The sequence below is a fragment of the Lentzea sokolovensis genome, from assembly GCF_033949975.1.
GTDB classification, from domain to species: domain Bacteria; phylum Actinomycetota; class Actinomycetes; order Mycobacteriales; family Pseudonocardiaceae; genus Lentzea; species Lentzea sokolovensis.
In genome coordinates this window covers 370556-389451 of record NZ_JAXAVU010000010.1, presented here as the reverse complement: position 1 = coordinate 389451, position 18896 = coordinate 370556, and the positions used below count along the sequence as shown (strand labels likewise).

General features: G+C 69.8%; 21 protein-coding genes. 10 read left to right on the top strand and 11 right to left on the bottom strand.

All coding sequences use genetic code 11. The features are described from left to right. Window positions 1–612: 612 nt before the first annotated feature. Window positions 613–1293 (bottom strand): LON peptidase substrate-binding domain-containing protein, encoded by a 681-nt coding sequence (locus SK854_RS23785; RefSeq protein WP_319977293.1) that lies wholly within the window; start codon window positions 1291–1293, stop codon window positions 613–615. 10 nt (window positions 1294–1303) lie between these two features. Then, on the bottom strand, window positions 1304–1999 hold the full coding sequence (locus tag SK854_RS23780; protein ID WP_401032272.1) for an NUDIX hydrolase: 696 nt from the start codon (window positions 1997–1999) through the stop codon (window positions 1304–1306). A 73-nt stretch (window positions 2000–2072) separates the two neighbouring features. Here SK854_RS23780 and nadA point away from each other — a divergent pair, with 73 nt between their 5' ends. Further along, a complete protein-coding gene (gene nadA / locus SK854_RS23775; protein ID WP_319977292.1) occupies window positions 2073–3092 on the top strand; it encodes a quinolinate synthase NadA in 1020 nt (339 codons plus the stop codon). Next, a complete protein-coding gene (locus SK854_RS23770) occupies window positions 3092–4705 on the top strand; it encodes an L-aspartate oxidase (RefSeq protein ID WP_319977291.1) in 1614 nt (537 codons plus the stop codon). The genes nadA and SK854_RS23770 overlap by 1 nt, the downstream gene beginning before the upstream one ends. On the opposite strand, the gene SK854_RS23765 is transcribed toward SK854_RS23770, so the two are convergent. Next, window positions 4660–5928: an RNA-guided endonuclease InsQ/TnpB family protein gene (locus SK854_RS23765; RefSeq protein ID WP_319977290.1), complete on the bottom strand. Its 1269-nt coding sequence runs from the start codon at window positions 5926–5928 to the stop codon at window positions 4660–4662. The two genes, SK854_RS23770 and SK854_RS23765, sit on opposite strands and share 46 nt — an antisense overlap. Window positions 5929–6080: 152 nt before the next feature. On the opposite strand from SK854_RS23765, the gene nadC reads away from it, so the two are divergent. Then, window positions 6081–6929, top strand: a complete 849-nt coding sequence (nadC, locus tag SK854_RS23760) for a carboxylating nicotinate-nucleotide diphosphorylase (protein ID WP_319977289.1) — start codon at window positions 6081–6083, stop codon at window positions 6927–6929. On the opposite strand, the gene SK854_RS23755 is transcribed toward nadC, so the two are convergent. Both SK854_RS23755 and SK854_RS23750 read right to left on the bottom strand, forming a co-directional pair. After that, window positions 6900–7325, bottom strand: a complete 426-nt coding sequence (locus SK854_RS23755) for an antibiotic biosynthesis monooxygenase (protein WP_319977288.1) — start codon at window positions 7323–7325, stop codon at window positions 6900–6902. The two genes, nadC and SK854_RS23755, sit on opposite strands and share 30 nt — an antisense overlap. Before the next feature lie 23 nt (window positions 7326–7348). Then, the gene (locus SK854_RS23750; RefSeq protein WP_319977287.1) at window positions 7349–8128 is read right to left on the bottom strand and encodes a carbon-nitrogen hydrolase family protein; all 780 of its coding nucleotides are present in this window, start codon (window positions 8126–8128) and stop codon (window positions 7349–7351) included. 24 nt (window positions 8129–8152) lie between these two features. On the opposite strand from SK854_RS23750, the gene SK854_RS23745 reads away from it, so the two are divergent. Further along, window positions 8153–9652 (top strand): ABC transporter substrate-binding protein, encoded by a 1500-nt coding sequence (locus SK854_RS23745; protein WP_319977286.1) that lies wholly within the window; start codon window positions 8153–8155, stop codon window positions 9650–9652. On the opposite strand, the gene SK854_RS23740 is transcribed toward SK854_RS23745, so the two are convergent. Further along, entirely contained in the window at window positions 9645–10136 is a 492-nt protein-coding gene (locus tag SK854_RS23740; RefSeq protein WP_319977285.1) for a hypothetical protein, read from the bottom strand. The two genes, SK854_RS23745 and SK854_RS23740, sit on opposite strands and share 8 nt — an antisense overlap. A gap of 10 nt (window positions 10137–10146) precedes the next feature. Next, window positions 10147–10635: a hypothetical protein gene (locus tag SK854_RS23735; protein WP_319977284.1), complete on the bottom strand. Its 489-nt coding sequence runs from the start codon at window positions 10633–10635 to the stop codon at window positions 10147–10149. 27 nt (window positions 10636–10662) lie between these two features. On the opposite strand from SK854_RS23735, the gene SK854_RS23730 reads away from it, so the two are divergent. After that, window positions 10663–11784, top strand: coding sequence for an aminotransferase class V-fold PLP-dependent enzyme (locus SK854_RS23730; protein ID WP_319977283.1), 1122 nt, complete (start codon window positions 10663–10665; stop codon window positions 11782–11784). On the opposite strand, the gene SK854_RS23725 is transcribed toward SK854_RS23730, so the two are convergent. Beyond that, window positions 11768–13063 carry a M14 family metallopeptidase gene (locus SK854_RS23725; protein ID WP_406601812.1) on the bottom strand — a complete coding sequence of 432 codons (1296 nt, stop codon included), beginning with the start codon at window positions 13061–13063 and terminating at the stop codon, window positions 11768–11770. The two genes, SK854_RS23730 and SK854_RS23725, sit on opposite strands and share 17 nt — an antisense overlap. A gap of 133 nt (window positions 13064–13196) precedes the next feature. On the opposite strand from SK854_RS23725, the gene hisD reads away from it, so the two are divergent. Genes hisD through SK854_RS23705 form a run of 4 tightly spaced genes read left to right on the top strand, consistent with a single transcriptional unit; the run spans window position 13197 to window position 16367 of the window. Beyond that, the gene (gene hisD, locus SK854_RS23720) at window positions 13197–14513 is read left to right on the top strand and encodes a histidinol dehydrogenase (RefSeq protein WP_319977282.1); all 1317 of its coding nucleotides are present in this window, start codon (window positions 13197–13199) and stop codon (window positions 14511–14513) included. After that, window positions 14510–15616, top strand: a complete 1107-nt coding sequence (locus SK854_RS23715; RefSeq protein ID WP_319977281.1) for a histidinol-phosphate transaminase — start codon at window positions 14510–14512, stop codon at window positions 15614–15616. Before hisD ends, SK854_RS23715 begins: the two co-directional genes overlap by 4 nt. Continuing rightward, on the top strand, window positions 15613–16212 hold the full coding sequence (gene hisB / locus SK854_RS23710) for an imidazoleglycerol-phosphate dehydratase HisB (RefSeq protein ID WP_319977280.1): 600 nt from the start codon (window positions 15613–15615) through the stop codon (window positions 16210–16212). Before SK854_RS23715 ends, hisB begins: the two co-directional genes overlap by 4 nt. Further along, a complete protein-coding gene (locus tag SK854_RS23705; RefSeq protein ID WP_319977279.1) occupies window positions 16212–16367 on the top strand; it encodes a hypothetical protein in 156 nt (51 codons plus the stop codon). Before hisB ends, SK854_RS23705 begins: the two co-directional genes overlap by 1 nt. 19 nt (window positions 16368–16386) lie before the next feature. Here SK854_RS23705 and SK854_RS23700 read toward each other — a convergent pair whose 3' ends face one another. Further along, a complete protein-coding gene (locus SK854_RS23700) occupies window positions 16387–16992 on the bottom strand; it encodes a class I SAM-dependent methyltransferase (protein ID WP_319977278.1) in 606 nt (201 codons plus the stop codon). Then, on the bottom strand, window positions 16989–17513 hold the full coding sequence (locus SK854_RS23695; RefSeq protein ID WP_319977277.1) for an RNA 2'-phosphotransferase: 525 nt from the start codon (window positions 17511–17513) through the stop codon (window positions 16989–16991). Before SK854_RS23695 ends, SK854_RS23700 begins: the two co-directional genes overlap by 4 nt. 54 nt (window positions 17514–17567) lie before the next feature. Between SK854_RS23695 and SK854_RS23690 the strand changes: the two genes are divergently transcribed. Then, entirely contained in the window at window positions 17568–18443 is an 876-nt protein-coding gene (locus SK854_RS23690; protein WP_319977276.1) for an alpha/beta fold hydrolase, read from the top strand. Here SK854_RS23690 and soxR read toward each other — a convergent pair. After that, window positions 18387–18833 (bottom strand): redox-sensitive transcriptional activator SoxR, encoded by a 447-nt coding sequence (soxR, locus tag SK854_RS23685; RefSeq protein WP_402906177.1) that lies wholly within the window; start codon window positions 18831–18833, stop codon window positions 18387–18389. The genes SK854_RS23690 and soxR overlap by 57 nt on opposite strands. Window positions 18834–18896: the final 63 nt, after the last annotated feature.

Sequence of the window (18896 nt, the reverse complement as noted above, 5' to 3'; positions counted from 1 at the left end):
GGGATGGGCTTGATGGCGCCCGCGGGTGCGGCTCAACGGTGCTGTGGGCACGGCTCGGAGACCCGCGTGGGCTGGGTGTTCGGATGAGGAGGACCAGGGCAGGCGGTTCTGGGTGGGAGGGCAGCGCGTGCACGTGGGCGGTGCGAACGGGCGGCGGGTTCAGGTCGCGAGCGCAGCGCATGCAGGAGCGCGGCGCGTACGGGCGGTGGTTCAGGTCGGGAGGGCAGCGCGTGCACGTGGGCGGTGCGAACGGGCGGCGGTTCTGGGTGGGAGGGCAGCGCACGTACGAGGACGGCGCGTACGGGTGGCGGTTCAGGTCGGGAGGGCAGCGCGTGCAGGAGGGCGGCGCGAACGGGCGGCGGTTCAGGTCACCAGGGCAGCGCGTTCAGGCGACAAGGCTCAGGACAGGAGGCTGGGCGGAAGGGCAGCGATAACGTCCGGCGGTTCATGGCCCTTGCCCGGAGAGGCGCTGCTGACCGGCCGAACCAGGTGCTCGTGCCGCATCACGGGAGCGGTGCTGGTGCCCAGGCCGCACCACCGAAGGCGTCCGCGCTCGCGGGCCTGCTGCCGCACGCCGAGAAGTTCCGGGCACGGCTCGGTCGGCCCGCGTTCCTAGTTCGGGCTCGGCACGTGCCCGAACTCGGTCAACGGCACCGGCACCGCCTTCAAGGCGCTCAAAATCCCGGTCTCCCGGTGCAGCATCCGCCGCACCAGCCGCAGCCGCCGCGCCGGCGACCTCTCCTCCAGCAGTCGCTGCCGGTCCTCGACGGGCAACAGGCAGTCGGCGGCCAGCAGGTACGACAGCGCGCCGAGGTCGCTGTCCTCGGCGGGCGACGACCAGTCCTCGCGGTGCCAGGCGGCGCCGCAGTAGCGTTCGTGGGCCGCGCGGGCGCCGCGTTCCAGGATCGGCACGACCTCCAGGGCGGCCTCGGGCACCGGGGCGTCGTCCAGGTAGTCGACGTGGGCCAGCAGGTACGGCGCGGTCGTCGTGTCGACGTCCAGCAGCCGGAAGCGGCGCACTCCGCGCGTCACGATGTCGAAGCGGCCCTCGGGCAGCGGGCGGGCGTCGAGGAGGTCGGCGGAGCAGCCGATGTCCTTCAGGGAGTGGACGTTGTCGGCTCCGACCTCCCAGCCCTCCTTGATGCACACGACACCGAAGGTGCGGCCGAACAGCGAGCCCGTCATCAGGTCGACCACGAGCTGGCGGTAGCGCGGTTCGAAGATGTGCAACGGCAACGACGCCCCGGGCAGCAGCACGGTGCCCAGCGGGAACAACGGAAGCGTCTCTGCCACGCGCCCAACGTTACGTGGTGCCCCCGCCGCCCGCCGGACGGCCGGATCCAGGTGGTCTGAGCACGGCGAACGGATCGGTGACCAAGATTCCCTTGGCGCTGAACCGGAACAGGGCCGCCGGTCGGCCGCCGGACGGGCCGGGGGGAGCGGTGCCACCCGTGGGCTCCAGCAACAACCGGCGCGAGAGCACGCGTTGCAGGTTCGTGGCGGACACGCGGTAGCCCAGTGCCGCCGAGTAGTGGTCGCGCAGCAGGGAGATGGTGAACTCCGGTGGCGCGAGGGCGAAGCCGATGTTCGTGTACGACAGCTTCGAGCCCAGCCTGTGCCGCGCTCGATGCACGATGGAGGCGTGGTCGAACGCCATCAGCGGAAGCTTCTCCACGCAGTGCCACTCGGTGTCCGCCGGTCGCTCCGGATCGACGTCCGAAGGGACCAGTCCGAGGAACGCCGTCGCCACGACACGGGGACCGGGAACGCGATCCGGGGCGCTGAAAACGGCCAGCTGCTCGACGTGTGACAACTGTCGCACGTCGACTTTTTCCGCCAGCTGGCGCCGGATGGAGGACTCGACGTCCTCGTCCACCCGCAGCTCCCCACCGGGCAGCGACCAGCGGTGAGCGTGCGGTTCCCGAGCGCGCTCCCACAGCATGACCTGGAGTGACGCACCTCTCACCCGCAACACAGCGGCCAGAACTTCGTGCCCCACACCTGCCACCTGGCTGATACTATCGGCCACGTTTTCGACCAGTAGGCGAAAACCCCGGATCGAGGAGGCAGTGATGGTCGCTACCGCAACCGTGGAGCGAACCGCGTCGGGTGTGTACGGCGGAGTCGAGCCGAACGCCGCGTGGCGAGACGAGGTGCTGCGCCTCGCGAAGGAACGCGACGCCGTCATCCTGGCGCACAACTACCAGCTGCCCGAGATCCAGGACATCGCCCACCACACCGGCGACTCCCTCGCGCTCAGCCGGATCGCCGCGCAGTCCGACGCGCAGACCATCATCTTCTGCGGCGTGCACTTCATGGCCGAGACCGCGAAGATCCTCGCGCCGCAGAAGACCGTGCTGATCCCGGACGAGCGCGCGGGTTGCTCGCTCGCCGACTCGATCACCGGCGCGCAGCTGCGCGAGTGGAAGGCCGAGCACCCCGGCGCGGTCGTCGTGTCGTACGTGAACACCACCGCCGAGGTGAAGGCCGAGACGGACATCTGCTGCACGTCCTCGAACGCCGTCGACGTGGTGCGCTCGATCCCGGCCGACCGCGAGGTGCTGTTCTGCCCGGACCAGTTCCTGGGCGCGCACGTCAAGCGCGAGACCGGCCGCGAGAACATGCACATCTGGGCGGGCGAGTGCCACGTCCACGCCGGCATCAACGGCCCCGAGCTGGCCGAGCGCGCCGCCGCGAACCCCGAGGCGGACCTCTTCATCCACCCGGAGTGCGGCTGCGCGACGTCCGCGCTCTACCTGAGCGGCGAGGGCATCGTCCCCGCGGAGAAGGTCAAGATCCTCTCGACCGGCGACATGATCACCGCGGCCCGCAGCACGAAGGCCACCAAGGTGCTCGTCGCGACCGAGATCGGCATGCTGCACCAGCTGCGCAAGGCCGCCCCGGAGATCGACTTCCGCGCCGTGAACGACCGCGCGTCCTGCACCTACATGAAGATGATCACGCCGGCCGCACTGCTGCGGTGCGTGCGTGACGGCCTGGACGAGGTGCACGTGGACCTGGAGACCGCCAAGCGCGCCCAGGGCGCCGTGCAGCGCATGATCGAGATCGGCAAGCCCGGCGGCGGTGAGTGATGGCCGCGCGCTGGGAGGCGCGAGCCGACCTGATCGTGGTCGGCACGGGCGTGGCGGGTCTCACCGCCGCGCTGCGGGCTCGTGAGCTGGGACTTCGGGTCCTGGTCGTCACGAAGGCCGCGGGCGACGACGGCAACACGCGCTGGGCTCAGGGCGGCGTCGCCGTCGTCATGGAGGACCAGCACGATCCCGGCGACTCGGTCGGGAAGCACATCGAGGACACGCTGACGGCGGGCGCCGGCCTCTGTGACGACGTGGCCGTCGCGGCGATCATCTCCGACGGTCCCGCGGCCGTCGCCCGGCTGCGCGAGCGCGGGGCGGTGTTCGACGCCAAGCCGGACGGCCTGCTCGAACGCACCCGCGAAGGCGGCCACAGCGCGTTCCGCGTCGTGCACTCCGGTGGCGACGCGACCGGCGCCGAGGTCGAACGGGCACTGCTCAAGGCCACTGTGGACGGACGGGTTCCCCTTCTGGAGAACCACGTCGCGGTCGACGCCGTGAAGACGCCGCTCGGCGCCGTCGCGGGCCTGCTCGTGCTGGACGGCAACGGCGTGCCCGGCGTGCTGACCGCGCCCGCCGTGCTGCTGGCGACCGGTGGCCTCGGCCAGATGTACCAGGCGACCTCGAACCCCTCGGTGGCGACGGGCGACGGGCTGGCACTGGCGCTGCGGGCCGGCGCGGTGGCGGCGGACGTCGAGTTCATCCAGTTCCACCCGACCGTCCTCTACACGGGTCGTGGCGCACGTGGCCGCTGCCCGCTCGTCACGGAGGCCGTGCGCGGCGAGGGTGCCGTGCTGATCGACGCGACCGGTGCCCGTGTGATGAAGGGCGTGCACCCGCTCGAAGACCTGGCCCCGCGCGACGTCGTGGCGGCCGCGATCACCCGGCACATGGCGCAGGAGCCCGGTGGCGTCGACGACCACGTCTTCCTGGACGCGACGGCGTTGCACGACATGGCGACCCGCTTCCCGACCGTGTTCGCGGCCTGCACCTCGGTGGGCATCGACCCGGCCGTGGACCCGATTCCCGTTGCCCCGGCGGCACACTTCGCCTGCGGTGGCGTGGTGTCCACCGTCGACGGACGTACCGGTGTCGCCGGGTTGTACGCGGTCGGCGAAGTCGCCCGCACGGGTCTGCACGGCGCGAACCGCCTGGCGTCCAACAGCCTGCTCGAAGGCCTGGTCTGCGGCACCCGTGCCGCCGAGGCCGTCGCCTCCGACCTCGCTGTCGGCCTGATCGCGCCGGCTCGTGCCGTGGACATCTCGCTGCCGACCGCGCCCGTGGCGGACCGCGACCTGCTTCAGCGCGTGATGTCCCGCTACGCCGCGATCGGCCGTGACGCGGAGGGTCTGGCCGTCGTCGGCTCGGTCCTCGACGTGTCCACCGTGGACAAGCAGCTGGAGTCGCGCGAACTGGTCGAGGACGCGGCGCTGACCATGGCCGCCCGCGCCCTGATCGCGGCGGCTCAGCAACGCACCGAGTCGCGCGGCTGCCACGTCCGCACGGACTTCACCGAGCGTTCCGTCGCGTGGCAACGCAGTCAGCTCGTCCGGCTCACCCCGACCGGTCAGCCCGTGCTGGCCGATCCTGTTCTCGCAGAGGGTGTCGCTTGACTTCCTCTCCCTCGTGAACGAGGGAGATTCCTACGGCTCGCGCTGCAGGGTTTCTGCTTCGTCGCCGACTGCCCGCCCGGAGTACTCCGTTGAGGTCTTACATCGGCTCCACAGACCGAGGCCGCCAGCCCAGCGGCCAGTATGTTGCGTGCCGCGTTCACGTCCCGGTCATGGGTCGTACCGCAGTCACAGGTCCACGTGCGCACGCGCAGCGGCATCGCCGCCGCAAGCGCGCCGCAGACCGAGCACAACTTGGACGACGGGAACCAGCGATCCACTGTGATCACGTCCCGCCCGTACCAGTCCGCCTTGTACTCCAGCAGCTGCCGGAACTGCCGCCAGCCCGCATCCCTGATGGCACGGGCCAGGCGGTGGTTGCCGACCATGTTCGACACGGCCAGATCCTCGATCACGAGCGTTTGGGTTTCACGCACGAGCCGAGTAGTGATCTTGTGCAGGAAGTCGGAACGCCGATCAGCAATCCGGGCATGGATACGGGCAACCTTGACGCGGGCCTTGGCCCGGTTGCTGCTGCCCTTCTGCTTACGGCACAACGCCCGCTGGGCCTTGGCCAGTGCCGTGCGGTCCCGTCGTTCGTGTCGGGGATTGCCGATCTTTTCCCCGGTCGAGAGCACCAGCAGGTGGTCGATACCGACATCGATACCGACGACCGCATCGGTGGCGGGCAATGGTGTCACGCCGGGGTCCTCGCACAGCAGGGACACGAACCAGCGCCCGGCCGAGTCCTGCGACACGGTCACCGTCGACGGCGTTGCTCCCTCGGGCAGTGGCCGGGACCAGCGGATGTCCAGCGGCTCGGCCATCTTCGCCAGCGTCAACGTCCCGTCACGCCAGCGGAACGCCGACCGCGTGTACTCCGCGCTGGCACGCGACTTCTTCCGCGACTTGAACCGCGGAAACCGCGCACGCCTGGCAAAGAAGTTCGTGAACCCAGCCTGAAGATGCCGCAACGCCTGCTGCAACGGAACCGCCGACACCTCGGCCAGAAACGCCAGCTCCTCGGTGCGCTTCCACACGGTCAGCAATGCCGACGTGGCCTCGTAGCCGACCCGCTCCCCGCGCTGGGTCCACGCCTCCGCGCGGGCCTGCAATGCCAGGTTGTAGACCTTGCGGACACACCCGAACGTGCGCGACAACTCCGCCGCCTGCGCCTCGCTCGGATAGAAGCGGTACCGCAGCGCCCGCTTCACCAGCCCGTTCACTGTTCACAGATTGCTCTGCCACTGTGTGCCCCTGTGCGACTGGGGCGTGGACGCCGTATCGCCCCGGCGGCGACACGGCTGTTCCCGCTCTGCTCCGCAGAGGTCCGATTCCTCCTCGTCCTGAAGGACGAGGTCTCCTCGGAGGACTTCAGATGACCATCGACAGCAACATCGATTGGGACGACGCGAACCGGGTCATCCAGCTCGCGTTGGAGGAGGACCTCCGCTACGGCCTCGACGCGACGACGCTGGCGACCGTGCCGGAGAAGGCCGTCGCCACCGCCGAGATCACGCCGCGCGCGGCGGGCGTGCTGTGCGGCGTTTCCGTGGCACGCACCGCTTTCCAGCGCTACCTGCCCGAGATCGAGGTGCTGTCCGAGGCCGCCGACGGCGACAAGGCGGTCCCCGGTGAGCCCGCGCTGGTGCTCACCGGCCCGACCCGCGGCCTGCTCACGGTCGAGCGCACGGCGCTGAACCTCATCTGCCACCTGTCGGGCATCGCCACGCAGACCGCCCGCTGGGTGTCCGCGATCGAGGGCACCGGCGCGGCCGTTCGCGACTCCCGCAAGACGTTGCCAGGCCTGCGTTTGCTGCAGAAGTACGCGGTGCGGGCCGGCGGTGGCGTGAACCACCGCATGGGTCTCGGTGACGCGATCCTGATCAAGGACAACCACGTCGCCGCGGCCGGTTCGGTCGGTGCCGCGATCCGGGCGGCCCGTGCGCACGCGCCCGAGTTGCTGATGGAGGTCGAGGTCGACAGCCTGGCGCAGCTCGACGAGGCGCTGGCCGAAGGCGCGGAACTGGTGCTGCTGGACAACTTCACGCCCGAGCAGTGCGCTCAGGCGGTGAAGGTCCGTCCGGACGGCGTGAAGCTGGAGGCGTCCGGCGGGCTCACGCTCGACGTGGCCCGCCAGTACGCCGAGACCGGCGTGGACTACCTCGCGGTCGGCGGCCTCACGCACTCCAGCCCGTCACTCGACCTCGGCCTGGACCTTCGCTAGCGGCCGGTACCGCTCGACGCTCACGTGCTGGACGCCGGGGAAGTTCTGCACCCGGCGCCAGTCGGCCGTCGCCGAGCCGACACCGCCGCCGCTCGACACCGCGTCGACGTGGTCCTCGGCGCTGACCCACTCCGCGTAGTTGATCACGCGCCTGCCGTCGTCCCTGATGTGGAAGGCGGCGGAGATGCCGCCGGGGTGCGGGTTCGGCTCGCTGGCGAGCGCGACGAACACCGAGTCGACCCACGCCCGTGCGGTCGCCTCGCTGTCCGTGTCGACGGTGACGAGCACGACGCAGCCGGGCTCGCGGCGATCGCGCGGGTCGCCGGAGCGGTAGAGCGTGAAACCGTCGAGGTTCTTGCGGTCGTGGATGAACGAGGGCAGTTCGGGAAGCGTCATGCCCTTGATCCTGTGGTCTCGACCTAACTGGAGGTCAAGCGCCGGTTCGCCAGGACGGGCAGGACTTCACGAGCCTGCCGCACCACGTCGAGATCGAGATCGACGATCGTGTCGGAAGGCTGCTCCGACAGCTGCACGACGACGTTCCCGAACGGGTCGGCGACCGTCGAGTACCCGATCCCGGTGGGCGCGGACGACCCGAGATCACCGGGATAGGCCTGCCCACAGGCCACGACGAACGACGTGCAGTCCAGAGCGCGCGCCCGCACCAGCAGTTCCCACTGTTCCTTCTTGCCCGGCCCGGCACCCCACGACGCCCCGACCAGCACGGCCGAAGCGCCCTCGTCCGCCAGCCTCGTGAAGAGTTCGGGGAAGCGGATGTCGTAACAGGTGGCCACGCCCAAAGTGACGCCGTCCACCTCGAACACCACCGGCTCGGCACCCGGCGCGACCGTCCGCGACTCCTGGAACCCGAACGCGTCGAACAGGTGGATCTTGTCGTAGCCGATGTGGATGTCGGGCCCGGTCACCAGAAGCGTGTTCGTCACCCGGTCACCGGAAGGCGTGAACATCCCGGCCACCACCACTACGTCGTGCGACGCCGCGATCTCGTGCACCGCGGAAGCCCACGGCCCGTCCAACGGCTCCGCAACGGGCCCGAGAGGCACGCCGAAACGGCACATCGTCGCCTCGGGCAGCAGAACGACCCGTGCGCCCTCGGCCCTGCGCACCGCGTCGCGGACGAGTTCCAGGTTGGAGCGGGGATCGGTGGTCGAGCTGATCTGACTCACGGCGACGCGCATGGGGATCACTGTAGGGTCCGACTCGTGCGTTCCCCACTGCTCCTAGTCGTGTTGCTGGCCGTCGCGGGCTGCACCGAGACCCCCACACCCCGCCCGGACGGTGGGCAGAACGGCACGTCGATCGTGCTGGCGGACCGCGACGAGCCCACGACGCTGAACCCGCTGCTCGGCTATGGCGCGCAGGGCGTGTCGAAGATCTACGACGGGCTCGTGGAGCACCGCCAGGACGGGTCGCTGACCCCGCAGCTCGCGGCCGATCTGCCCGAGCCCGCGGCGGACGGTCTGAGCTGGACGGTCAAGCTGCGCGGCGACGTGAAGTTCACCGACGGCAGCACGTTCGGCGCCGAGGACGTCGTCGCCACGTACACCGCCGCGCTGCAGAACCCGGTCAAGGAGCGGTTCAGCACCCTCAAGAGCGTCGAGCAGGTCGACCCGTCGACGGTCCGCTTCACGCTGACGCAGGTGCACGCCGCGTTCCCGCACCTGCTCGTGCTCGGCGTCCTGCCCAGCGAGCAGGCGAAGCCGGAGGGGCAGCCGATCGGCACCGGCCCGTACAAGGTCACGGAGTGGAAGAAGGGCGACCGGCTGCTGCTGGAGTCCAACGATGGTTACTTCGACGGCGCGCCGAAGGTCAAGAAGCTGACGGTCGTCTTCGTCACCGACGACAACCAGCGCGCCCGTCGCATGCAGGACGGCGAGTTCGACGGCACGGTGCTGCCGCCCAAGATCGCCACGCAGTTCGCCGCGAGGTCCGGCCTGCAGGTGAACTACCACCGCAGCGCCGACTACCGCGCCGTGCGGCTGCCCGCGGCCAACCCGGTGACCGGCAACGCCTCCATCCGGCTCGCGCTGAACTTCGCCGCGAACCGCCAGGCCATGATCGACAGCCTGCTGGAAGGCAAGGGGACCCTCGCGTACACGCCGGTGCCGGACGCGCTGGCAGAGGAGTTCGACCCGACCGCGAAGTTCCGCTTCGACAAGACCGAGGCGACGCGGCTGCTCGACGTGGGCGGCTGGGTGCCCGGCGCGGACGGCATCCGGGTCCGCGAGGGCGTCGCGGCCCGTTTCACGCTGATGTACCCGCTGGGCGACGACCTGCGCGCCGACCTGGCCACCGCGTTCGCGGCCGACGCCAAGGCCGTGGGCGTCGACGTGCAGCTCGCGGGCCTGTCGTGGGACGCGATCCGGCCGCGGATGGACCAGGACGCGCTCCTGTACGGCGAGGGCTCGCCGTTCGACCCCGACCTGATGCTCTACGACCTGCGCGGCCAGGGCAGCCCCGCCGCCGACGCCGCGCTCGAGAACGGCCGCAGGATCATCGACCCGGCGCAGCGCGCGGTGGCGTACAAACTCTTCCAGCAGGCTTTCATCGCCACGCCGTCCATGGCGGTGCTGGTCTTCCCCGAGCACGCGTACGTGATGCGCGACTCGTGGAACGGCTACCAGCCCGTGGTCGACCCGAACTCCTACGGCGCGCTGGCCTGGGGCCCGTGGTGGAACCTGGAGAAGTGGGAGCCTAAGTAGTCCGGGCGTTGATCTCGCGGACGGCGCGGTCCGGGTCGTCCGCCCAGAACTCGACGCGCTCGACCCGCCGCACGCCCGTCTTGCCGAGGTTCACCAGCTGCGGCTCGTGGAACGGCACCGACACGTTCGTCCTGGTCAGCGACTGGATGACGAGCGCGTCGCCGATCACCTCGACGCTGCGCTGTCCCTTGTGGGTGCGCTCGGCGACCTGAGCGGCGCCGAGGTCCGAGGTCGGCAGGCGCCAGTCGAAGAACCCCAGCTGACGCAGCCGCAGCTCTTCCTCCGAGACCGTGTGCGGCTGCTTGGCCAGCACGTAGAGAGCGCCCACGCACACGACCGCGTTCAGCACACCCAGGACGATCAGCGTGATGAGCAGCCACGGGATGTCCAGGGCGAACGCGACCAGCGCGATCCCGACCGCCGTGATGATCAGGAACCGCAGGTACCTCGGCCGCATGCGCTTGCCGTAGGGGATCTCCACCATGTGGGTGAGCCTATTTTCGCAGCGCGCGAACCACGCCGTCGGGGTCGTCGGCCCAGAACTCGATCTTCGTCACGTCGTGCGCGCCGCGCCGGCCCAGGTCGATCTCCTGCGGTTCGCTCAACCTCAGCGAAACGTTGGTGGAGCCGGAGATCTCCAGCACCAGCGTGCCGTCCACAACGGACCGCGTCCTGTGCAAAGTCCGGCTCGTCGTGCCCTGCGTCACGCTTTCGACGGCGGCCAAGGGAATCCTGTATTCGAACTCCCGCGCGTACCGCAGCCAGAGGTACCGCTCGTCCACCGAGTGCTTGAACTTGTGGAGCATCCACAGCTGCCATCCGAGCAGCAACGCGCTCAGCACTCCGAACGCGAGCAGAACGGCCCGCAGCCAGAACCACGGCACGATCAGCTCCACGAGCAGGATCTCCAGCGGTGTCACCACGATGAACACCCACAGGAACGGTCTTACCTGTGCGCTGTAACCGAAAGTTTGATCCCCCATGAGTTCGATGGTGGCACAGTGGGGCGGGTGAGCGACCTGATCTTCTTGGACAGCGCCGGTTCCTCGATCCCGCCGGCCGAAGTGGTCGACGAGGTGGTGGGGCACCTCCGCAGGGAGACCGAGATCGGTGGCTACCGGGCCGCCGCGGAACGCCGTGACGACATCGAGGCGGGCTACGGCGTGCTGGCCGAGCTCTTCGGCTGCGAGCCCTCGGAGGTCGCGTTCACCGACAGCGCGACCCGGTCGTGGCTCACGGCCTTCGACGCCGTTCCGCTGGCGAAGGGCGACCGGATCCTGGTCACCGAGGTCGAGTACGGCGGCAACGCGGTGCCGATGCTGCGCCGCGCCGAGGAGACCGGCGCGACCATCGAGGTGATGCCGTCCGACCGGCACGGGCAGCTCGACGTCGACGCGCTGGACCTGGACGAGCGGGTCAAGCTGATCTCGCTCGTGCACGTGCCCACGAACGGCGGACTGGTCAACCCGGTCGACGAGGTCACCGCGAAGGCTCGCGAGGTCGGCGCTCTGGTGCTGCTCGACGCCTGCCAGTCGACCGGCCAGATCGACCTGAGCGCCCACGACTACGACATGCTCGTCTGCACCGGCCGCAAGTGGCTGCGCGGGCCACGCGGAACGGGCGCGCTCGTGGTGCGGAACGAGGTGCGGCGCAGGCTGAAGCCGCGCCTGATGGACCACAGCGCGGCGGAGTGGGTCGCGCCCGACCGCTACCAGCCGCGGGACGACGCGCGGGTGTTCGAGCTGTGGGAGTACAGCGTCGCGGACCGGCTGGGCATGATCGCCGCCGCGAAGTACGCGCTGGCCAAGGGGCTGGACGTCATCGAGGCCGAGGTGGGGGACCGCGCCAAGCGCTTGCGCACGGGTCTCGCGAGCATCCCCGGCATCACCGTTCAGGACCTCGGCGAACGGCAGTCCGGCATCGTCACGTTCACGAGCGACCGGGTGCCGGCGATGGAGCTCAAGGACCGGCTCTGGCAGCGCGACGTCGCCGTCACGGTGTCGCAGAGCGGGTCGACGCTGATCGACATGACGAGGCGGGGCCTGGACGAAGTAGTGCGGGCCTCCCCGCACTACTTCGTCACTCCGGAGGAGATCGATCAGGCGCTGGACCGGATCAGCAGCTCACGTTGATGACGCGCTTCACGCAGTCCGAGTAGCTGACGAACAGGTCGACGGCGCGGTCGTTGCGGCTGGTCTGCGCCGCGATGACCGTGTCACGCGGGTAGAAGCTGTTGAGGCCGCCGCTGCTCGGGTACATCTCGAAGGTGTACGACCAGATCTTGTGCTGGCCCCACATCCAGTCGTCGATGCTGCCGTCGGTGATGTACAGATCACTCGCCTGCTCCGGCGTGTAGCCGTTGGTGGCGGCCATCTGCTGGCCGAGCGTGCGGAACGCGCGTTCCTCGGTCGCGTCCAGGCCCGGTGCGGTGTTCGCGGTGGTGTAGCCGAACGGCCACAGCACGAGCTCCGAGAACGAGTGGAAGTCGATGTTCGTCTTGATCTGCTGGACGCCACCGATGACGCGCGAGTCCACGAAGTTCTTGATGACGTTGGTCTCCGGCGCGGAGAACGCCGACGGGCCGCGGTAGGTGTCCGACGTCGTGCTGCCGCTGGAACCGCCGCAGCAGCCCCACTTGTAGCCCCAGTTGCGGTTGAGGTCTGTGCCGTTGCCCTGGCGGTTCTTGCGCCAGCCGCGGAACGAACCGGTGGCGATGTCGTACTCGACGCCGTCCGGGTTGACCATCGGGACGAACCAGACCTCGCGCGTGTCGACGAGGTTCTTGATCGCCGAGTTCGCGTAGTTGTCGGTGTAGCGCTTGATGATCTGCAGGCACTGCTCGACCGTCAGGTGCTCACGGGCGTGCTGGTTGCAGGTGAAGATGACCTCGGGTTCGCTCTCGTCGGTCGCGACGTTGTCGCTGACCTTGAGCGCCCAGATGTCCCGGTTCTGGTAGCTCTTGCCGATGCTGCGCAGGCTCGCGAGCGTCGGGTGGTCGCGGACGGTCTGCTGCAGCTCCGCGGTCATCTCCGCGTAGTTGTGGTAGCCCGTGTAGCCGGACGGGAAGTCCTGGGTGCCGACCTGGCCGGGCTGCGGGTCGGAGAAGTCGACCTTGCCGAGGCTCTTGAGCTCCTTCTCGAAGTCGCCGACGTACTTGAGCGGCAGACCGGTGGCCTGCAGGGCCCGGTACTGCGCCTTGTCCGCGACGACCGAGATCGTGGTGAGCTTCGTCGCGCCGAGCACGTCGACCCCGATCTGGGCGACCTGGGTGCGTTCGGCGGACGTGTTCGCGGTGACTTCCAGCAGGTAACGGCCGGAGTCGGCGTTGCTGGGTGCCGCCATGCCCGCGACCAGCACGGGCAGACATAGGGCGAGCACTGCGGCGATCTTGCCGCGGCGCTTGGTGAACATGGGTCCTCCATCATCAGCAGGGGTTTGCGACGGAGTGGTGCTCGACCGAGCGTGGCCGTGGTGTCACAGGCTGAGGTAGCGCCGTTAGCGGGCTGACCGTTGACAGATTTCCGCAGGAACTAGGCTGTCGGACATGCTCAGCCGCATCGACCTGCGAGGTCGCACCACGACCCCTGCTCAGCTGCGCGCCGTCGTGCCGCGCGCCGAGGTGGACGTGGACGCGGTTCTGCATCATGTTCGCCCCATGGTGGAGGCGGTCGCCGAGCGCGGCGCCGACGCGGCGCTCGACTACACGGAGAAGTTCGACGGCGTTCGTCCTGCTTCTGTCCGTGTGCCCGCTTCAGAAATTTCGTCCGCTTTGTCATCGCTGGACCCGGCCGTGCGCGAGGCGTTGGAAGAGGTCATCGCGCGCACCCGGCGCGTGCACGCCGACCAGCGCCGCACGGAGACGACCACGCAGGTCGTGCCCGGTGGCACCGTCACGGAGAAGTGGGTGCCGGTCGCGCGCGTCGGCCTGTACGCGCCCGGCGGCCTCGCGGTCTACCCGTCGACGGTCGTCATGAACGTCGTGCCCGCGCAGATCGCCGGCGTGGAGTCGCTGGTGGTGGCCTCGCCGCCGCAGGCGGAGTTCGGTGGCCTGCCGCACCCGACGATCCTCGCCGCCGCCGCGTTGCTCGGCGTCGACGAGGTCTGGGCCGTCGGTGGCGCCCAGGCCGTAGCCCTCCTGGCCCACGGTGGCGTGGACACCGACGGCGCCGAACTGGCCCCGGTCGACATCGTCACCGGTCCCGGCAACATCTACGTGACGGCGGCCAAGCGGCTGCTGCGCGGCCTGATCGGCATCGACTCCGAGGCGGGGCCGACCGAGATCGCGATCCTCGCCGACTCGACGGCCGACCCGGTGCACGTGGCCGCCGACCTGATCAGCCAGGCCGAGCACGACCCGCTCGCGGCGTCGGTGCTGGTGACGGACTCGGAAGAGCTCGCGGACGCGGTGGACGCCGAGCTGGAGGAGCGCGTCGGTGCCACCAAGCACAGCGAGCGCGTGCGCACGGCGTTGAGCGGCAAGCAGTCCGGCATCGTGCTCGTGTCCTCTGTGGACGAAGGTGTGCGGGTCGTCGACGCCTACGCCGCCGAGCACCTGGAGATCCAGACGCGCGACGCACGCGAGGTGGCGGCGCGGATCCGGTCCGCGGGCGCGATCTTCGTCGGTGCGTACGCGCCGGTGTCGCTGGGCGACTACTGCGCCGGCTCGAACCACGTGCTGCCGACCGGTGGCTGCGCGCGGCACTCGTCCGGGCTGTCCGTGCAGACGTTCCTGCGCGGCATCCACGTGATCGACTACTCCGAGGAAGCACTGCGCGAGGTCGCGGACAAGGTCGTCGCGCTCGCGAACGCCGAGGACCTGCCCGCGCACGGGCAGGCTGTCACAGCGAGGTTCTCTCGATGAAGCCAGTGATCGGCGCACGGGTTGAGCTGTCCGATCTGCCCCTGCGCGAGGACCTGCGCGGCCGCACGCCCTACGGCGCGCCGCAGCTCGACGTCCCGTATCGCTTGAACACCAACGAGAACCCGTACGCGCCGACCGACGCGCTGGCCGCTGACGTCGTCGCGGCGGTCGCCGAGATCGCCGGTGAGCTGCACCGCTACCCGGACCGTGACGCGGTGGCGTTGCGCGAGGACCTGGCGGCGTACCTGACGTCCGCGACGTCGGTGACGCTCACCTCCGAGAACGTCTGGGCCGCCAACGGGTCGAACGAGATCCTCCAGCAGATCCTGCAGGCGTTCGGCGGCCCTGGCCGGGTGGCGCTGGGCTTCGAGCCGTCGTACTCGATGCACCCGATCATCGCCGCCGGCACGCGCACCGAGTGGTCGCCGGCCCCGCGCCGTTCCGACTTCTCGCTGGACGTGGAGAAGGCCGCCGCGGTGATCGCCGAGACGCGTCCGGACGTCGTCTTCGTGACGTCGCCGAACAACCCGACCGGCCAGTCGATCCCCCTGGACGATCTGCGCCTGCTGATCGCCTCCACCACCGGCATGATCGTGGTGGACGAGGCGTACGCGGAGTTCTCCCCGCAGGAGAGCGCGATCAAGCTGCTGGACGAGTTCGGTTCGCGCCTGATCGTCTCGCGCACGATGTCGAAGGCCTTCGCGTTCGCCGGCGGCCGTCTCGGCTACCTGGCGGCGGCCCCGGCCGTGGTCGACGCACTGCAGCTGGTGCGCCTGCCGTACCACCTGTCCGCTCTGACGCAGGCCGCCGCGCGCGCGTCGCTCAGGCACGGCCCGGAGACGCTGGGCTCGGTGGCTCGCCTGTCCGCGGAACGCGACCGGGTGTCCTCGGCGTTGACGGAGTTGGGTTTCCAGGTCGTCCCGTCGGACGCGAACTTCGTGCTGTTCGGCTGGTTCGAGAACGCACGTGAGGTCTGGAAGTCCTATTTGGACCACGGCGTGCTCATCAGGGACGTCGGAATCGCGGGTCACCTGCGGGTGACCATCGGAACGCCCGAGGAGAACGACGCTTTCCTCGCGGCCAGCAAGGAGGTCAGCCGGTGAGTCGTGTCGGCAAGGTGGAACGCACCACCAGGGAGTCGTCGGTCTACGTGGAGATCGACCTGGACGGCACCGGCCAGGTCGAGATCAGCACGGGAGTGCCGTTCTACGACCACATGCTCACCGCGTTCGGCGTGCACGGCTGCTTCGACCTGATCGTCCGCGCCACCGGTGACACGCACATCGACGCCCACCACTCGGTCGAGGACATCGCGATCGTCCTGGGCCAGGCACTGCGGGAAGCGTTGGGGGACAAGAAGGGCATCCGCCGCTTCGGCGACTGCTGGATCCCGATGGACGAGACCCTCGCGCACGCCGCGGTGGACGTCTCGGGCCGCCCGTACACCGTGCACCGCGGCGAACCGGAGCAGTTCAACAGCTTCGTGATCGGCGGCAACTACCCGTTCGTGCTCAACCGGCACGTCTTCGAGTCGCTCGCCTTCCACGCCCAGATCGCACTGCACGTGCGCGTCGAGTACGGCCGCGATCCGCACCACATCGCGGAAGCCGAGTACAAGGCCATCGCCCGCGCCCTGCGCACGGCCACCGAGCCCGACCCGCGCGTCGGCGGCGTCCCGTCGACCAAGGGCGTTCTCTGATGCCGAAGGAAGTCGTCGTCATCGGCCTGCTGGCCCTCGCGGGCTTCCTGGCCGGTGGCGTCTACACCACCTGGAAGACCGCCAAGTTCATGGCGATCATCCTGCTGGTGCTGACCGTCGTGGCGGTGGGCGGCGCCGTTCTCTGGTTGATCTAGTGGCGGGTGGGCCGCGCCGCTAGCCCTTGCGGGCGAGGACCCAGTGGAACGTCGCCGGGCCCGGCTCGTGCATGGTCACCAGGTCGTCGATGACGATCTCCAGGTGTTGCGCGAGCAGGTCCCGGTTCACGTCGGGTGTGTTGCTGCCGAAGAACATCTCGACGCCGAGCCAGGTCTCGGTGACGTCCGGCGTGCCGACGCCGAGCGAGGCCAGGAACAGGCCGCCGGGCTTGAGCCAGCGCGCGATCCTCGCGAGGAGCGCGGGCTGTTCGGCGCGCGGCACGTGCAGGATCGAGTAGAACGCCGCGACGCCGTCGAACTCTCCGTCCGGGAAGTCGAGCGCGGTCATGTCCGCCTTCTCGAACTGTCCGGCCGGCACGTTCGCGCGGGCGAGCTCGACCTGCCGCTGTGACAGGTCGACGCCGAGGACGTCATGCCGTTCGGCGAGCTTCTGACTGCACGGAATGCCCGCGCCGCAGCCGAGTTCGAGGACCTTCGCCCCATCGGGCAGTCGCTCGTCGAACTGGGTGAGATAGCGCAGCCTGGGGTCGTCGGCGATCAGCGCGGACCAGTCGAGGTACCGCTGCGCGATGGCGTCGTAGCCGTCCTCGACGGTCCGTTTCACGTCGTGGCCAGGTAGCCGGCCGGAACGTGCTGCGCGAGCCACACCCCGTTGGCGCTGAGCCGGAACTCGTGCCCGTCCGCGTGCATCGCCCTGGCGTCGACGGTCAGGATCAACGGCCGCCCGCGCCGGGCTCCGACGCGCCGCGCGGTCTCGCGGTCGGGCGAGAGGTGCACGTCGTGGCGTGACATGGGGCGCAGGCCGTCGCGCATGATGTCGTCGAGGTACTGCGCGACGGTGCCGTGGAACAGCTGGTCCGGCGGGATCGCGGTCGGCAGGCCGAGGTCGACCTCGATGCTGTGGCCCTGGTTCGCGCGGATGCGGTCGCCGTCGATGCTGAAGCGCTTCTTGTCGTTGCGGTCCACGACCTCGCGCAGGTCGGCCTCGGAGATGCCGAGCGCGGTCAGGAGGTCGGCCACCGGCACCCAGCCCGACGGGTCGAGGGTGAGGCCGACGCGCTCGGGCTGGTGCCTGAGCGCTTTGGACATCCGCTTCGAGAGGCGGATCATTCGTTCGTCTTCCATTTCCTGACCAGGAAACCACAGCGCGTCCACCGGTTTTGCGGTTTCATGGGGCGGATGTGGCGTGAGCGGCGGGTCCCTGGCGAGACCGAGATCTTCGTGGCCTGGCAGGAGGGCACCGGGGACGGGACGTTGCTCGCGATCCACGGCGGCCCCGACTGGGACCACAGCTACCTCCGCGATCCGCTCGACCGGTTGGACTGCCGGCTGCTGATGCCGGACCTGCGCGGGTGTGGCAGGTCAGGGCGAGCGCCGGAGTACCACCCGGACGGCGTGGTGGAAGACCTGGTGCGAGTGCTGGACGCGTTCGAGGTCGAGCGGGCGGACGTTCTCGGCCACTCCTACGGCGGCATGGTCGCGCAACGGTTCGCGATCACTCATCCGGAACGCGTGCGCAGCCTGATCGTGTCGGGCAGCAGCGTGTTGCCGGTACCGCCGGACGCCTTCGACGGATGGGCGGAGCGGGACGAGGTCCTGGCGAGCCAGGAGGATCCGTGGCAACGCGAGGACCTGACGCCGGAGCAGTGCGTGCGGGCCGACGCGTTCGCGGCCGTCGAGGCCAACGTCCGGCGTGCCGGGCAGGTGCCGGGCTACCTGAAGCGGCTGGGACAGGTGCGGTTCGGCGCGGAGTGGGTGCGCCAGTTGCAGACGGTCGGCCTGACCTCACCGAGGCTTCCCGATGCCGCGCACCGGATCGCCGAGCTGGGCATTCCGGTGCTCCTGCTGCGCGGCCGGCAGGACATGACGTTCCCGGTCGGCCTGGTCGAGCCCACCCTCGCACTGATCCCGCGCGCACGCGCCGTGGTGCTCGACGACGCGGGCCACATGCTGCACGTGGACGAGCCCGGCGGCTATCTGCGCGCGGTCCGGGAGTTCCTAGACGGTGCCGCCTTCGAGGGCGGGCTTGAGCTTCGGAGCCCCCGGCCCGTGTGAGGCCTGCTCGTCGTCGATGTTCTGCAACGCGCAGCTGCGCAACGACAGGCAGCCGCACCCGATGCAGCCGGTGAGCCGGTCGCGCAGCCGGTACAGGGCGTCGATGCGGGCGTCGAGCTCGGTCTTCCACGAACGGGAGAGGCGTTCCCAGTCGGACTTCGTCGGTGTGCGGCTGTCGGGCAGCTGGGCGAGGGCGTCGCGAACGTCCTCCAGGGTGAGGCCGACGCGTTGCGCGGTGCGGATGAACGCCAGCCGGCGCAGCACCGAGCGCAGGTAGCGCCGCTGGTTGCCCGCGGTGCGGACGGAGGTGATCAGACCCCTGTCCTCGTAGAAGCGCAGGGCGGTGTGGGGGACGCCGCTGCGCTCGGCGACCTGGCCGATGGTCAGCATTTCCGGCAACTTGCTCACCGGATCATGGTAACCGCTTGACCTCCAGCATGGTCGAGGTTGAAC

Excerpts from the sequence above, each read along its gene's own strand:
- nadA (WP_319977292.1), top strand. The coding sequence starts at position 2,073 with ATGGTCGCTACCGCAACCGTGGAGCGAACCGCGTCGGGTGTGTACGGC.
- SK854_RS23770 (WP_319977291.1), top strand. The coding sequence starts at position 3,092 with ATGGCCGCGCGCTGGGAGGCGCGAGCCGACCTGATCGTGGTCGGCACG.
- nadC (WP_319977289.1), top strand. The coding sequence starts at position 6,081 with ATGACCATCGACAGCAACATCGATTGGGACGACGCGAACCGGGTCATC.
- SK854_RS23755 (WP_319977288.1), bottom strand. The coding sequence starts at position 7,325 with ATGACGCTTCCCGAACTGCCCTCGTTCATCCACGACCGCAAGAACCTC.
- SK854_RS23750 (WP_319977287.1), bottom strand. The coding sequence starts at position 8,128 with ATGCGCGTCGCCGTGAGTCAGATCAGCTCGACCACCGATCCCCGCTCC.
- SK854_RS23740 (WP_319977285.1), bottom strand. The coding sequence starts at position 10,136 with ATGGTGGAGATCCCCTACGGCAAGCGCATGCGGCCGAGGTACCTGCGG.
- SK854_RS23735 (WP_319977284.1), bottom strand. The coding sequence starts at position 10,635 with ATGGGGGATCAAACTTTCGGTTACAGCGCACAGGTAAGACCGTTCCTG.
- SK854_RS23725 (WP_406601812.1), bottom strand. The coding sequence starts at position 13,063 with ATGTTCACCAAGCGCCGCGGCAAGATCGCCGCAGTGCTCGCCCTATGT.
- hisD (WP_319977282.1), top strand. The coding sequence starts at position 13,197 with ATGCTCAGCCGCATCGACCTGCGAGGTCGCACCACGACCCCTGCTCAG.
- SK854_RS23715 (WP_319977281.1), top strand. The coding sequence starts at position 14,510 with ATGAAGCCAGTGATCGGCGCACGGGTTGAGCTGTCCGATCTGCCCCTG.
- SK854_RS23705 (WP_319977279.1), top strand. The coding sequence starts at position 16,212 with ATGCCGAAGGAAGTCGTCGTCATCGGCCTGCTGGCCCTCGCGGGCTTC.
- SK854_RS23695 (WP_319977277.1), bottom strand. The coding sequence starts at position 17,513 with ATGGAAGACGAACGAATGATCCGCCTCTCGAAGCGGATGTCCAAAGCG.
- SK854_RS23690 (WP_319977276.1), top strand. The coding sequence starts at position 17,568 with ATGTGGCGTGAGCGGCGGGTCCCTGGCGAGACCGAGATCTTCGTGGCC.
- soxR (WP_402906177.1), bottom strand. The coding sequence starts at position 18,833 with ATGCTGACCATCGGCCAGGTCGCCGAGCGCAGCGGCGTCCCCCACACC.